Annotated in this window: 11 protein-coding genes; 4 read left to right on the forward strand and 7 right to left on the reverse strand. The window is 65.7% G+C overall.

All coding sequences use genetic code 11. The annotated features are described in order from the left end of the window. Window positions 1-16 precede the first annotated feature (16 nt). The 3 genes from U1769_RS02955 to U1769_RS02965 form a co-directional block, all read right to left on the reverse strand. On the reverse strand, window positions 17-1,414 hold the full coding sequence (locus U1769_RS02955) for a dihydrolipoamide acetyltransferase family protein (protein WP_332711708.1): 1,398 nt from the start codon (window positions 1,412-1,414) through the stop codon (window positions 17-19). Window positions 1,415-1,514: 100 nt separating this feature from the next. Continuing rightward, window positions 1,515-2,519 (reverse strand): alpha-ketoacid dehydrogenase subunit beta, encoded by a 1,005-nt coding sequence (locus U1769_RS02960; protein ID WP_332713622.1) that lies wholly within the window; start codon window positions 2,517-2,519, stop codon window positions 1,515-1,517. A 62-nt stretch (window positions 2,520-2,581) separates the two neighbouring features. Further along, window positions 2,582-3,871 carry a 3-methyl-2-oxobutanoate dehydrogenase (2-methylpropanoyl-transferring) subunit alpha gene (locus U1769_RS02965; RefSeq protein ID WP_332711711.1) on the reverse strand — a complete coding sequence of 430 codons (1,290 nt, stop codon included), beginning with the start codon at window positions 3,869-3,871 and terminating at the stop codon, window positions 2,582-2,584. A 336-nt stretch (window positions 3,872-4,207) separates the two neighbouring features. On the opposite strand from U1769_RS02965, the gene U1769_RS02970 reads away from it, so the two are divergent. Together U1769_RS02970 and U1769_RS02975 are read left to right on the forward strand one after the other, a co-directional pair. Then, window positions 4,208-4,954 carry an ImuA family protein gene (locus U1769_RS02970; protein ID WP_332713624.1) on the forward strand — a complete coding sequence of 249 codons (747 nt, stop codon included), beginning with the start codon at window positions 4,208-4,210 and terminating at the stop codon, window positions 4,952-4,954. Continuing rightward, window positions 4,872-6,749 carry a Y-family DNA polymerase gene (locus U1769_RS02975; RefSeq protein WP_332711714.1) on the forward strand — a complete coding sequence of 626 codons (1,878 nt, stop codon included), beginning with the start codon at window positions 4,872-4,874 and terminating at the stop codon, window positions 6,747-6,749. The genes U1769_RS02970 and U1769_RS02975 overlap by 83 nt, the downstream gene beginning before the upstream one ends. Window positions 6,750-6,763: 14 nt before the next feature. Here U1769_RS02975 and U1769_RS02980 read toward each other — a convergent pair whose 3' ends face one another. Together U1769_RS02980 and U1769_RS02985 are read right to left on the reverse strand one after the other, a co-directional pair. Next, complete coding sequence (locus U1769_RS02980; RefSeq protein ID WP_332711717.1) at window positions 6,764-7,177, reverse strand: type II toxin-antitoxin system VapC family toxin; 414 nt, start codon at window positions 7,175-7,177, stop codon at window positions 6,764-6,766. Next, window positions 7,174-7,440, reverse strand: a complete 267-nt coding sequence (locus U1769_RS02985) for a type II toxin-antitoxin system Phd/YefM family antitoxin (protein ID WP_332711720.1) — start codon at window positions 7,438-7,440, stop codon at window positions 7,174-7,176. Before U1769_RS02985 ends, U1769_RS02980 begins: the two co-directional genes overlap by 4 nt. Before the next feature lie 51 nt (window positions 7,441-7,491). Here U1769_RS02985 and U1769_RS02990 point away from each other — a divergent pair, with 51 nt between their 5' ends. Continuing rightward, window positions 7,492-10,848, forward strand: coding sequence for an error-prone DNA polymerase (locus U1769_RS02990; RefSeq protein ID WP_332711722.1), 3,357 nt, complete (start codon window positions 7,492-7,494; stop codon window positions 10,846-10,848). A 20-nt stretch (window positions 10,849-10,868) separates the two neighbouring features. Here U1769_RS02990 and U1769_RS02995 read toward each other — a convergent pair whose 3' ends face one another. Next, window positions 10,869-11,870: a fumarylacetoacetate hydrolase family protein gene (locus tag U1769_RS02995; protein WP_332711724.1), complete on the reverse strand. Its 1,002-nt coding sequence runs from the start codon at window positions 11,868-11,870 to the stop codon at window positions 10,869-10,871. A 166-nt stretch (window positions 11,871-12,036) separates the two neighbouring features. Here U1769_RS02995 and U1769_RS03000 point away from each other — a divergent pair, with 166 nt between their 5' ends. After that, window positions 12,037-13,191, forward strand: a complete 1,155-nt coding sequence (locus U1769_RS03000; RefSeq protein WP_332711727.1) for an acyl-CoA dehydrogenase family protein — start codon at window positions 12,037-12,039, stop codon at window positions 13,189-13,191. Between the two features lie 27 nt (window positions 13,192-13,218). Here U1769_RS03000 and U1769_RS03005 read toward each other — a convergent pair whose 3' ends face one another. After that, a complete protein-coding gene (locus tag U1769_RS03005; protein WP_332711730.1) occupies window positions 13,219-13,569 on the reverse strand; it encodes a response regulator in 351 nt (116 codons plus the stop codon). Window positions 13,570-13,584 lie beyond the last annotated feature (15 nt).

Consider the following 13,584-nt stretch of genomic DNA (forward strand, 5'->3'; position numbering starts at 1 on the left):
CTCCCTGCGCCCGCGGTCAATCCGCGAAGAGCAGGACGGGCGTCTCGAGATATTTCCTGAGCGCCTGGACATAGCTTGCCGCATCCCAGCCATCGACGACGCGGTGATCGCAGCTGATCGACAGGTTCATCAGCTTGGCGCGCACGATGTCGTCGCCGCGGAAGACCGGGCGTTCGACGATCTTGTTCGGGCCAATGATCGCGACCTCCGGGCGATTGATGACCGGCGTGGTCGCGATGCCGCCGAGCGGCCCGAGCGAGGTGACGGTTAGGGTCGAGCCGCTCAGTTCCTCGCTCTTCGCCTTGCCGGTGCGCGCTGCCTCGGCGAGGCGGCCGATCTCGGTGGCGAGCTGCCAGACATTGAGGTCCTGCGCATTGCGAATCACCGGGACCATCAGGCCCGCCGGCGTCTGAGTCGCCATGCCGAGATGCACCGCGCCGTGGCGCGTCACCACGCCGGCTTCGTCGTCATAGCGCGCGTTGATCATCGGGAAATCGGGGATGGTGCGGCAGATCGCGACGATCAGCAGCGGCAGCAGGGTGAGCTTCGGGCGGCCGCCGCGATTGTCGTTGAGGTCGGCGCGCATCTCCTCGAGCGCGGTGACGTCGATCTCATCGACATAGGTGAAGTGCGGGATGGTCCGCTTCGAGGCCGCCATGTTCTCGGCGATGCGGCGGCGCATGCCGATCACCTTCACTGCCTCGTCGGGGCGCGCGCGCGACACGTGCGGGGCGTGATAGCCCTGGGCGCTGCCGTAGCGGAGGAACGCATCGAGATCGGCGTGGCGGATGCGGTCGCTGTCCGATTTCACAGAGGCGAGATCGATGCCGAGATCCGCCGCGCGGGCGCGGACCGCTGGAGAGGCGAGGACCTGGGCGCCCCTTTCCTTCTCCCCTTGGAGGAGAAGGTGGCCCGAAGGGCCGGATGAGGGGGAGTGACGTTCGAGAGCGTCATTCCGCGTGTCCCCCTCACCCTTCCCATCGCTTTGCGATGGGCCCAGCGTCGGGTCGGTCATGCCCCCGGCATGACCTGAACTGCGCGGGGCGCAGTTCACCCGACGCTCCTCTCCCACAAGGGGAGCGGGAGAAAGGGTCGCTTCCGTTCCCGGATTCTCTGCCTCGAACTGTTCCTCGACTTCCTCGGCCCTGGTTTCTTCTGACGCCTCTTCAACCGCATCCGTCTCGATCACCACCAGCGCCGCGCCGATCGACACCTGATCGCCGACCTCGCCCGCCAGTTCGACCACGGTACCGGCAACCGGCGATTCCATCTCGACCGTCGCCTTGTCGGTCATCATGTCGGCGATGCCCTGATCCTCCTCGACCCGGTCGCCGACCGCGACGTGCCACGCGACGATCTCCGCCTCGGAAATGCCTTCGCCGATATCGGGAAGCTTGAACGTGAAGCGTGCCATTAGTCTAATCCGTTCGTTTCGAGCGAAGTCGAGAAACAGGGGGCCGCGCAGGTGTCTCGACTTCGCTCGACACGAACGGGAATGGGCAGAGCCATCGAAATCAGTCCTTCATCACTTTCTTCAGCGCTTCGCCGATCCGCACCGGGCCCGGGAAATAGGCCCATTCGAGGCTGTGCGGATACGGGGTGTCGAAGCCGGTCACGCGCTCGATCGGCGCTTCGAGATGATAGAAGCAGCGTTCCTGCACGAGCGCGGAGAGCTCGGCGCCGAAGCCGCTGGTGCGCGTCGCCTCGTGCACGATCATGCAGCGCCCGGTCTTCTTCACTGAGGCCTCGATCGCTTCGATATCGAGGGGCACCAGCGTGCGCAGATCGATCACCTCGGCATCGACGCCGGCTTCCTCGATCACCGCCAGACAGACATGCACCATGGTGCCGTAGGCGAGCACGGTCAGCGCCTCGCCTGCGCGCACCACTTTCGCCTTGCCCAGTTCGATCTTGTAATAGCCGGTCGGCACATCGCCCGCGGGATGCTGCGACCAGTTCTTGGTCGGCTTGTCCCAATGGCCATCGAACGGGCCGTTATAGATGCGCTTGGGCTCGAAGAAGATCGTCGGATCATTATCCTCGATCGCTGCGATCAGCAGGCCCTTGGCATCATAAGGCGTCGACGGGATCACCGTCTTCACGCCCGACACATGAGTGAAGATGCCCTCGGGGCTCTGGCTGTGCGTCTGGCCGCCGAAGATGCCGCCGCCGAACGGCGAGCGCACCGTGATCGGCGAGGTGAACTCGCCGGCGGAGCGGTAGCGCAACCGCGCCGCCTCCGAGACGAGCTGGTCGAGCGCTGGATAGATGTAATCGGCGAACTGGATCTCCGGCACCGGGCGCAGGCCGTACGCGCCCATGCCGACCGCAACGCCGATGATGCCGCATTCAGTGATCGGCGTATCGAACACGCGGGTCTTGCCGTATTTCGCCTGCAGCCCAGCCGTCGCGCGGAACACGCCGCCGAAATAGCCGACATCCTCGCCCATCACGATCACGTCGGGATCGCGCCCCATCATTACGTCCATGGCCGAATTGATCGCCTGGATCATGTTCATGCGGGCAGTGCCGTCCGGCCCGCCTTCGGGGGCGATGACGTCGCTGGGATCGATCATGTCGCTCATGACTTGCGCGCCCAGGGGCGGCCGGAGGCGGTTTCTTCAGCCATCATCTGTGCCTGTTGTTCCCTCAGGTGCCAGGGCATCTCCTCGAACACGCCGTCGAACAGCGTGTCCAGCGGCTGATGGAGGCCGTGGCCGAGGATGCCGTTCTGCTCGGCTTCCTTCTGCGCGCGCTTCACTTCTTCGGCGAGCGCCAGATCCTGCGCTGCGTGGCGATCCTCGTCCCACTCGCCGATATGGATCAGATGATCCTTCAGCCTCTTGATCGGATCGCCGAGCGGCCAGGCGGTCGGCTCGCCGGCCGAGCGATACTGGCCGGGATCATCCGAGGTCGAATGGCCTTCGGCGCGGTAGGTGAAATGCTCGATCAGGGTCGGGCCCTGGTTGGTGCGGGCGCGCTCGGCCGCCCAGGCTGTCGCGGCATAGACGGCGAGCGCGTCATTGCCGTCGATGCGCAGGCCGGCAATGCCATAGCCGATCGCGCGCGCCGCGAAGGTGGTCGATTCCGCGCCGGCAAAGCCCGAAAAGCTCGAGATCGCCCATTGATTGTTGACCACGTTGAAGATCACCGGCGCGCGGTACACGCTGGCGAAGGTGCAGGCCGAATGGAAATCGCCCTCCGCGGTCGAGCCTTCGCCGCACCAGGTCGCGGCGATGCGGGTATCGCCCTTCGCCGCCGAGGCCATCGCCCAGCCCACTGCCTGCGGATATTGCGTCGCGAGATTGCCCGAGATCGAGAAGAAACCGGCTTCCTTGACCGAATACATGATCGGCAGCTGCTTGCCCTGCAGCCGATCGCCCTTGTTCGAATAGATCTGGTTCATCATGTCGACGAGGCTCCAGCCCCGCGCGATGAGCAGCCCCTGCTGGCGGTAGGAGGGGAAACACATGTCCTCATAATCGAGCGCGAACACCGCCGAAACCGCGACGGCCTCCTCGCCGAGGCACTTCATGTAGAAGCTCGTCTTGCCCTGGCGCTGCGCGCGGAACATGCGCTCGTCGAACGCGCGGACCAGCGCCATGCTGCGCAGCATCGCCCGCAGCGTATCGGGCGAGAGCCGGGGATTCCAAGGGCCGACGGCATTGCCCTCATCGTCGAGCACCCGGACCAGCTCATAGGCAAGATCAGTGAAGCTATCCGCCCGATCGGCGGTGTCGGGGCGGCGGGTCGCCCCGGCCGCGGGAATCGGCACCTCGGTGAAATCGACCGTATCGCCGGGGCGGAACTTGGGCTCCGGCACATAAAGCGACAAGGGTTGCAAATTGGCGCGCGGAATGTCGCTTGCCATGGTCTCTCCAATTCAGTGCGAGGTCGTTGCGTTCGCTTCTGTCGAACGCACGGATTCGCCGTTCGCATCCTTGTTATAAAATTTCAAAGCACTTGGCGAGGGTCTGGCCGGTGATGGCGGCGATGCGTCACTCAAGGCTGAGGCAGTCGTTTTCACGAGAAACGCCTCTTATGCTGGCCCGTGCCGCGTCACGTGCAAAAATGCAGGTCGCGCGGGCATTTGTGGGCGGAGGAGCGCGCATTTGCCACGCCTGTCCGTCGGCGACGATTCAATCGCTGATTGACTCTGCCAGGGATAGGAACAAAATAAGAACATACTCATTTGCGAGTCGTGTGTTTGTCCTCTGCCGCCGCCTTATCCGCTTTACGCGAAACCCTGCGCGCGATCGAGGGGGACGGGCTGCGCCGTCGGCCCGTGCTGCCGTTCGGCATCGGTCCGATCGATTCGCGGCTGGCGACGGGCGGCCTCGCTCTGGGCGCGCTGCACGAGATCGCCGCCGCCAGCCCGGGCATGGGCGACGATGCCGCCGCCACCCTGTTCATGGCCGGCATAGCCGCCCGCGCCTGGGGCCCGGTGCTGTGGGTGGTGCGCCGGCGCGACCTGTTCGCGCCCGGCCTCTATCAGTCGGGGCTCGCGCCCGAGCGCATCCTCTATGCCGAGGCAAGCGACGATGCCGAGCTGCTCGCGCTGATGGAGGAAGGGCTGCGCCACCGCGGCCTGGGCGCCGTGATCGGCGAGGTACGGCGCGCCTCGATGCCCAATACCCGCCGGCTGCAACTGGCGGCCGAAGGCGGCAAGACGATCGCCCTGCTGCTCAAGCGCCATGCGCGCGAGGGCGGCAATCCCCTTGCCGTACCGTCAGCCGCGATCACGCGCTGGCGGATCGCGGCCGCGCCTTCGTCTCCGCTCCCGGTCGAGGGCGTCGGCTGCCCGCGTTGGCGGATCGATCTGGTCCGCCAGCGCGGTGGCGAATCTCATAGCTGGATGATGGAGGCATGCGATGAAACGGGTCGCCTCGCTCTACCTGCCCGACTGGCCGATCGATCGGTTGCGGCAGGCGGAACGCACCGCCGCGCCGCCTGAAACCGCAAAGGCCTCGCTCGATCCATTGGGGCGGATCGCGCAGGAGGAGCAGCGCCTGCAATGCTCCGTGCCGCGCGGTGGCGGATGGCGCCCTGGCGCGCGCTGGGCCAAGGCCGAGATAGAAGCCGAGATCGCCAGGCTTCCGGCGCATCAGCGCCCGCCGATGCGGGAGCTCGGAAGACGCAGCGAAGCCGCGGATCATCCGTTTCGCGCCATGCGCCCGGATGACTCCAGCCCCCCAGCCCGAGCTGCGGGCGTGCGACCTGCATTGCTCAGCCCTCCAGCCGAGCTGCCACCACTGATCACCTCGATCCGGGACGGGAGCAAAAACCTCGTCGCCGCGACCAGCCATGCCGCGCACCTGCTCGGCATCCGCGCCGGCATGGCGGTGACTCAGGCCCGGGCGCAGGTGCCGGATCTCGACATCCGCCCCGCCGATCCAGCGGGCGACCTGGCAGATCTCGAACGCCTTGCCCTCACGGCCGCGCGGCGCTGGTCGCCGATCGTCGCGCTGTCGGGCGAGGATGGGCTGTTCATCGAGCTGACCGGCACCGCGCATCTGTTCGGCGGCGAAGAGCGGATGGCGCGGCGGATCGTGCGGCTGCTCGCGCGCCTGGGCGTGCGGGCGCGGATCGCCATAGCGGATACCACGGGCGCGGCATGGGCGCTGGCGCGCTTCGGTCACCAGCCACGAAATGGCATAACGATCTGCCCGCCCGGGGCGCAGGATGCCGCCATCGCGCCCCTGCCGATCGCCGCGTTGCGGGCCGAGCTCGGCGCGATCGAGCTGCTCAAGCGGCTTGGCGTCGAGACGATCGGACAGCTTTGCGCCATGCCCCGCGCCCCGCTCGCGCGTCGGTTCGGCAAGCTGCTGGTACTCCGGCTCGACCAGGCGGGCGGGCGGATCGGCGAGCCGCTCCACCCGGTCGTTCCGCCCGAGCCTCTCGCCGTCATCCAGCGCTTCGCCGAACCGATCGCCACGGCTGAGGCGATCCAGCACTGGCTGGCGCTGCTGATGCCGCGACTCGTCACCGTGCTCGCGCAGGCCGGCATGGGGGCGCGTGCGATCGAGCTGGTCGCCGACCGGATCGACGGTGTGCCGCAGCGGCTGCGCATCGGGCTGGCCCGGCCGAGCCGCGATGCCGCGCATCTGCTGCGCCTGATCGTCCGTCGGATTGAGGAGATCGCGCCCGGATACGGCATCGACGCGCTGGCGCTGCATGTCCGCCGCGCCGATCCGCTCGCTCCCCAGCCGATCGAGGAACGGCTCGAGGAAACCCCGCCCGACATCGCGCCTTTGGTCGATACTTTGGCCAATCGCATCGGCGACGCGCGGCTCTGGCGCAGCCGGCCGGTGGAGAGCGACGTGCCCGAACGCTCGGTCGAGGCCGCGCCCCCGCTCGATCCGCCCGAACGCGCCGCCGCCGCACTCAAGCCGGGCGACGTCCGCCAGCTCGATCGCACGCCCGATCTCCATCCCTGGCATCATCGCTGGCCGCGGCCAGCGCGGCTACTCAGGCGTCCCGAACTGCTCGATCACGTCATCGCCGAGCTGCCCGACCAGCCGCCGCGCCGCTTCACCTGGCGCGGCATAACGCACAAGGTGGTGTGCGCGGACGGGCCCGAGCGCGTGCTCGGCGAATGGTGGAAGCGCGCGAGCGAACAGCATTCGGTGCGCGATTATTTCCGGGTGGAGGACGAAGCCGGCCAGCGTTTCTGGCTGTTCCGCCGTGGCGATGGCGAGCGGCCTGAAACAGGCGACCTCGCCTGGTTCATGCATGGGGCGTTCGGGTGAACCGTCGAAAACGCTCAATAGGCTGCGTTGATTACCCGGACATGCCCTTCTTCCGCGTAACGCAAGATCCGTCGATCCGCGGTCAGCAACGGACATCCCAGCCATCGTGCCGTCGCTATGATGATGCGATCACTCGGATCCCCGTGGATATTGCCGGGCAGGCTTCCCGCATCCATCGCTATGGCGGGTTCCAGTGGGGCAAGCTTAATGCCGGGAAGCGAAAGGGTGCTGTCCATCCAATCCCGCAAGGGGCGTCCGAGCTCCAGCCGCCCCTTGTCGACCAACATCGACATTTCCCAAGGGGTAATCGACGCGACAAAAACGGCGTTGGCCCGCTGCTCTACGTCGATCAATGCCCTGCTGTTCATACCCAGTTCCTTGCGGTTCTGGATGACCCAGATCAGCGCATGGGTGTCGATGAGGATCAAAGCAGGTCGTCCCAGGCCGCGGGATTGTCCGCATCGACTTCGGACAGATCGACGGCCGGACTGAACGGATCGTCAAAACGAAATGCGGGCGATTCCATGTATCCAATCATGGATATGAAGGCCTCGTCCTTCTTGGGTGCTGACAGAACGGCCACCGGCTTTCCGCGCTTGGTGATCGTGATCGATTCGCCGTCTGCCTGCATTTCGTCGATGAGCTTGAGGCATTTCGCCTTGAACTCAGCAGCACCCACATATTTCGTCATCGCCGCCTCCAACCTGTACATCTTATATAGTCACATTGGTTTCACGCGCCAATGACCTATTGCGAGCTCCAGACGACGACGCATTACAGCTTCCTGCGTGGCGCCTCCTCGCCCGATCAATTGTTCAGCGCCGCCGCGATGTCCGGCATGCCGGCGCTCGGCGTGACTGACCGCAACTCGGTCGGCGGGGTGGTGCGTGCTCTGGTCGCCGCTGAGGAGGTTTCCCGGCAAGGTTTCCCGATCCGCATGATCACCGGCTGCCGGCTCGATCTGGTCGACGGCACCTCCCTGCTTGTCTGGCCCGAGGATCGCGCCGCCTGGAGCCGCCTCACCCGCCTGCTCACGCTCGGCAAGGGCCGGGCCGAGGCGCAGAAGGGCGAGAAGGGGCAATGCTTCCTGCATTGGGAAGATGTTGCGCAGCATGCCGATGGCATGGTCGGCGCAATCGTGCCGGGCCTGACCGAAACCTTCGAGCAGGACGATCTCGCGCTGCGCTGGATGGCGGACGTCTTCGGGGCACGCGGACATGTCTGCCTGACGCAGCACCGCCGGCCCGGCGACGCCCTGCGGCTGTACGCGCTCGACCGGAAGGCCCGCCCTTTCGGCCTGACGCCGCTCGCCACCGGGGACGTGCTGTACGACGATCCCGACCGCCGCATGCTGCAGGACGTGGTCACCGCGATCCGCAACAAATGCACGATCGACGATCTCGGCTTCCGCCGCGAGCGCAGCGCCGACCGGCATCTGAAAGCACCGGCCGAGATGGCGCGGCGCTTCAGGCGCTATCCCGAAGCGCTCGCGGCGAGCGAAGCGATCGCCGAGCGCTGCACCTTCTCCTTGCGCGAGCTGAAGGAGCAATATCGCTATCCCGACGAGGTGGTGATCAGCGGCAGATCACCGCAGGACGCGCTGGCCAGGATGGCGCGCACGGCGCTGGTGGAGCGGTTCGCACCCGAGCCGATCCCGCCTGCCTATACGACGCTGCTGGAGCATGAACTCGCGCTGGTCGAGCAGATGGGATATGCGCCCTATTTCCTGACGGTGAACTCGATCGTTCAGTTCGCCCGCAGCCAGGGAATCCTGTGCCAGGGCCGCGGATCGGCGGCGAATTCGGTGATCTGCTTCGTGCTCGGCATCACGTCGATCGATCCGGTCAAACACAAGCTGCTGTTCGAACGTTTCATCTCGACCGAACGCCACGAGCCGCCCGATATCGACGTCGATTTCGAGCATGAGCGGCGCGAGGAAGTGATTCAATGGATCTACGAGACCTATGGCGCGAACCACGCCGCGATGACGGCCGTGGTCAGCCGCTTCCGCACGCGTGGGGCAGTGCGCGAAGTCGGCAAGGTGCTCGGCCTGTCGGAGGACATGACTGCGGCTCTGGCGGGACAGGTCTGGGGCTGGTCGAGCGACGGCGTGCCGCAGGCGCATGTCGAGGCGCTCAATCTCGATCCCACCGAGCCGCGCCTTGCGCTGACGCTCGATCTGGCGAAGCAGTTGCTCGGCACGCCGCGGCATCTGTCGCAGCATCCCGGCGGTTTCGTGCTGTCCCATGACCGGCTCGACGAATTGCTGCCGATCGAACCTGCCGCGATGGTCGATCGGCGCGTGGTCGAATGGGAAAAGCTCGATGTGGAGGAACTCGGCCTGATGAAGGTCGATATCCTCGGGCTCGGCATGCTCGGCTGCATGCGCCGGACCTTCGATCTGCTGCGCGCATACAAGGATATCGACCTCGGGCTCGACAGCCCCGCGATGCAGGATGACGATCCCGTCACCTTCGCAATGATCCGCAAGGCCGATACGCTCGGTGTATTCCAGATCGAGAGCCGCGCGCAGATGTCGATGCTGCCGCGTATGAAACCGATCAATTTCTACGACATCGCCATCCAGGTCGCGATCGTCCGCCCCGGGCCGATCCAGGGCGACATGGTCCATCCCTATCTCAAGCGGCGCGAGCAGAAGGAGGAGATCGAATATCCGAGCCCGGCACTGAAAGAGGTGCTGAAGAAGACACTGGGCGTGCCGCTGTTCCAGGAACAGGCAATGCAGGTCGCCATAAAGGGCGCTGGTTTCAGCGCCGGCGAGGCGGACAAGTTGCGGCGCGCCATGGCGACATTCAAGCAGACCGGCGGTGTCGGCAAGTTCCGCGAACCCCTCATCAACGGCATGCTTGCGAACGGCATCACGCTCGAATTCGCCGAGCGTCTCGTCAAGCAGATCGAAGGCTTTGGCAGCTATGGCTTCCCGGAAAGCCACGCCGCCAGCTTCGCCAAGATCGCCTATGCGTCGTCCTGGATGAAGTGCCACCATCCCGACATCTTCTGTGCCGCGCTGCTCAACGCGCAACCGATGGGCTTCTACGCCCCGGCACAGATCGTCCGCGACGCGCGCGAACATGGTGTGGAGACGCTAGCGGTGTGCATCAACCGCAGCGACTGGGATACGATCGTCGTGCCCGGAATACCCAATGCGCGACCGCGCGATAAACGGTTCCGGGGCATCGATGCGGATTGGCGGGACCTCCTGCCGTTGCGCCTCGGCATGCACATCGTGCTGGGATTGAGCATGGCCGATGCCGGGGCGCTGGTGAAGGCCCGCACGACCGGCCCATTCACCTCAGTCGAGGACGCGTGGCGGCGTTCGGGCGTGAAACCCGCCGTTCTGGAGAAACTCGCCCGCGCCGATGCGTTCCAGTGCCTCGGCCTCAACCGGCGCCAGGCGCTATGGGCGATCAAGGGATTGGGCAATGCGCCGCTGTCGCTGTTTTCCGCCGCCGATGCCCGGGCAAAGGCGGTCGTGCCCGAAGCGCAGGAACCTGCCGTTGCCCTTGTCCCGCTCACCGCCGGGCGCGAGGTCGTCGAGGATTATCGCGCGACTCAGCTCACCCTGCGCAACCATCCGCTCAGCTTCCTGCGCGCCGAGCTCTCCCGCCGGTGCATCCGGCGCTGCGGCGATCTCCAGACGCTGAAGGACGGCACGCGCGTCGAAGTGGCGGGGATCATCCTCGTGCGGCAGCGCCCGGGCAGCGCCAATGGGGTCGTTTTCGTCACGCTCGAGGACGAAACCGGCATCGCCAATGCGATCCTGTGGAAGGACCGGTTCGAGGCGCAGCGTCGAATCCTGATGTCGGCCGCGATGATCAGCGTGGTCGGCCGCGTGCAGAGCGAGAGCGGCGTCATCCATGTCGTCGCCGACCGGATCGTCGATCTCACTCCGATGCTGCGCAGCATCGGCGATCTCGATTTGCCGAGCATGGTCTCGCGCGGCGACGGGGCGACGCATGGCGGGTCGCCAGACCGGGGTGAGAAAGGGTGGAAGCCGTCAGTGAGATCGGACTATCACTATCGCGATACGCCAGATCAGGGCGAGCTTATCCCGATCAAATCGCACGATTTCCACTAATCCTCCCTGCACGGGGAGAATTATTCCACGGTCTGTTCGATCACCCCGAAGATCGGGTGACGCTTGTCGTCTTCGGCCCAGATGCGGACCGTATCGCCCTTTTTCAGGAAAGGGGTGACCGCGGCACCGCCCTTGATCGTCTCGACCGTGCGCACTTCGGCGATGCACGAATAGCCCACGCCGCCATCGGCGATCGGCTTGCCCGGGCCGCCATCCGTGTCGCGGTTTGAGACCGTGCCGGAGCCGATGATCGTCCCGGCGCCCAGCGCGCGCGTCTTCGCGGCATGGGCGATCAGCGTGCCGAAATCGAACGTCATGTCCTCGCCCGCCTCGGCCCGGCCGAACGGCTTGCCGTTCAGGTCGACCATCAGCTTGCGGTGGAGCTTGCCGTCCTGCCACCAGTCGCCCAGCGCATCGGGCGTCACGAAGACGGGCGAGAAGGCGCTGGCCGGCTTCGACTGGAAGAAGCCGAAACCCTTGGCGAGCTCGCCCGGGATCAAATTGCGCAGCGATACGTCGTTGGTCAGGCCGACCAGCCGCACCGCCGCCAGCGCTTCCTCGCGGCTCGCGCCGAGCGGCACGTCGCCGGTCACCACCACCACTTCGGCCTCTAGGTCGCAGCCCCAGTCTTCGTCGGCCAGCGGGATCGGATCGCGCGGCCCGAGAAAGCCGTCGGAGCCGCCCTGATACATCAGCGGATCGTGCCAGAAAGTCTCCGGCATCTCCGCGTTGCGCGCCTGCCGCACCAGCGCGACATGGTTCACATAGGCCGAGCCGTCGGCCCATTGATAAGCGCGCGGCAGCGGCGCCGCGGCGCCATGTTCGTGGAACCGGCGCATCGGGATCATCTCATGCTCGAGATCGGTCGCGAGATTGGTCAGATCCGGCAGCAGCCGATCCCAATCGTCGAGCGCGGCCTGCAGGGTCGGCGCGATATGCCCGGCATCGGCATACCAGGCGAGATCGTTCGAGACGATGACGAGCTGGCCGTCGCGGCCATGCTTGAGGCTGGCGAGCTTCATAAGTGTGGTCCTCTCACCTTGTCGCCCCGAGCTTAGGACGGGCCGTTCTTGCTTAACGCTTAGGGGGAAGCGGGGCCGTTCGACAAGCGCGCACCGCACGGTTTCTCGATTGACGTTCGCGTAAACTGCCCGCACACCCTGCCGAAAAGCCTGCAGGAGAGAAGTCATGTCGCTCGATACCGTGCCCGGCCGTTTTGCCTATAATGAAGACCATGAGGCGTTCCGCCAGAGCGTGCGCAGCTTCCTGCAGAAGGAAGCCGTGCCCCATGTCGCCGAATGGGAAGAGGCAGGGATCGTCGACAAGTCGATCTGGACCAAGGCCGGCGCGATCGGGATGCTCTGCCCGACGGTACCCGAGGAATATGGCGGTCTGGGCCTCGATTTTGGCTACAACGCGATCATCGACGAGGAGATCAGCTATGCCGGCACGCCGCTCGGCTTCTCGCTCCAGTCCGACATCGTGTGCGACTATATCGTCCAGTACGGGTCCGAAGAGCAGAAGAAGCAATGGCTGCCGCGCCTCGTTTCGGGCGAGACGATCACCGCCATCGCGATGACCGAGCCCGGCACCGGATCCGACCTGCAGGGCATCCGCACCAGCGCTAAAAAGGACGGCAACCATTATGTCGTCAACGGCTCCAAGACCTATATCACCAATGGCCAGAATGCCGATCTGATCCTGGTCGTCGCCAAGACCGATCCCGACGCGAAGCCGGCGTACAAGGGCATGTCGATCATCCTGGTCGAGAGCGACCGGGAAGGCTTCAAGCGCGGCCGCAACCTCGACAAGATCGGCCAGGACGCGGCCGATACCTCCGAGCTGTTCTTCGAGGACGTGCGCGTGCCGATGACCAATTGCCTGGGCGAGGAAGGCAAGGGCTTCATCTATCTGATGAGCCAGCTGCCGCAGGAACGGCTGTCGATCGCGGTCGGCGTGCAGGCCTCGGCACAAAAGGCGTTCGACGAGACGGTCGCCTTCACCAAGGATCGCAAGGCCTTTGCCGGGGTGGTGTTCGATTTCCAGAACACGCGTTTCGTGCTGGCCGATATCAAGGCCAAGCTGCAGGTCGGCTGGGCGCATCTCGACTGGGCGATCCGGCGGCATCTGGCCGGCGAGCTGACCGCGACCGAAGGCGCCGCGGCCAAGTTGTGGCACACCGAGCTGCAATGGGAGGTGATGGACAAATGCCTCCAGCTCCATGGCGGCGCCGGATACATGAACGAATATCCGATCGCGCGGGCCTGGCGCGGCGCGCGGGTCAGCCGGATTTACGGCGGCACCAACGAGATCATGAAGGAACTGATCGGCCGGTCGCTCTGACCGCCCCAGCTCAGCTCGACAGACCGTTCAGCAGGGCGCGACGGTCCGGAAGGCGTGGCGCACCGTCGCATCGACTACTGGCTTGCCCAGCACGATCGCCAGCGCATCGCGCGGCGTGCAGGCTTCGGGCGTTGCGGTGATGAAGATCACCGGCAACGGCCCCATCTCGCCCTGGATCGCCTGGACGGCGTTCGGGCCGGTGCCTTCGCGCAGCATCACGTCGGACATGATCACGTCGGGCCGGTGCAAACGGGCGGCGGCCAGTGCCTCGAACTCGGTCTCGGCAAAGTCAAAGGTGGTGGCGCCGGCGGTCGACAGCATCTGCTGAAGATCGAGCGCGATCAGCGCTTCGTCCTCGATGATCAACACATGGCACACGGGTAGTCTCCCTAG

The organism is Parasphingomonas zepuensis (assembly GCF_036663735.1).
Taxonomy (GTDB): domain Bacteria; phylum Pseudomonadota; class Alphaproteobacteria; order Sphingomonadales; family Sphingomonadaceae; genus Sphingomonas.

Bases quoted from the DNA above. Each gene is read 5' to 3' on its own strand.
- U1769_RS02955 (WP_332711708.1), bottom strand. From the start codon at position 1,414: ATGGCACGCTTCACGTTCAAGCTTCCCGATATCGGCGAAGGCATTTCC.
- U1769_RS02960 (WP_332713622.1), bottom strand. From the start codon at position 2,519: ATGAACATGATCCAGGCGATCAATTCGGCCATGGACGTAATGATGGGG.
- U1769_RS02965 (WP_332711711.1), bottom strand. From the start codon at position 3,871: ATGGCAAGCGACATTCCGCGCGCCAATTTGCAACCCTTGTCGCTTTAT.
- U1769_RS02975 (WP_332711714.1), top strand. From the start codon at position 4,872: ATGAAACGGGTCGCCTCGCTCTACCTGCCCGACTGGCCGATCGATCGG.
- U1769_RS02985 (WP_332711720.1), bottom strand. From the start codon at position 7,440: ATGACGAAATATGTGGGTGCTGCTGAGTTCAAGGCGAAATGCCTCAAG.
- U1769_RS02990 (WP_332711722.1), top strand. From the start codon at position 7,492: ATGACCTATTGCGAGCTCCAGACGACGACGCATTACAGCTTCCTGCGT.
- U1769_RS02995 (WP_332711724.1), bottom strand. From the start codon at position 11,870: ATGAAGCTCGCCAGCCTCAAGCATGGCCGCGACGGCCAGCTCGTCATC.
- U1769_RS03000 (WP_332711727.1), top strand. From the start codon at position 12,037: ATGTCGCTCGATACCGTGCCCGGCCGTTTTGCCTATAATGAAGACCAT.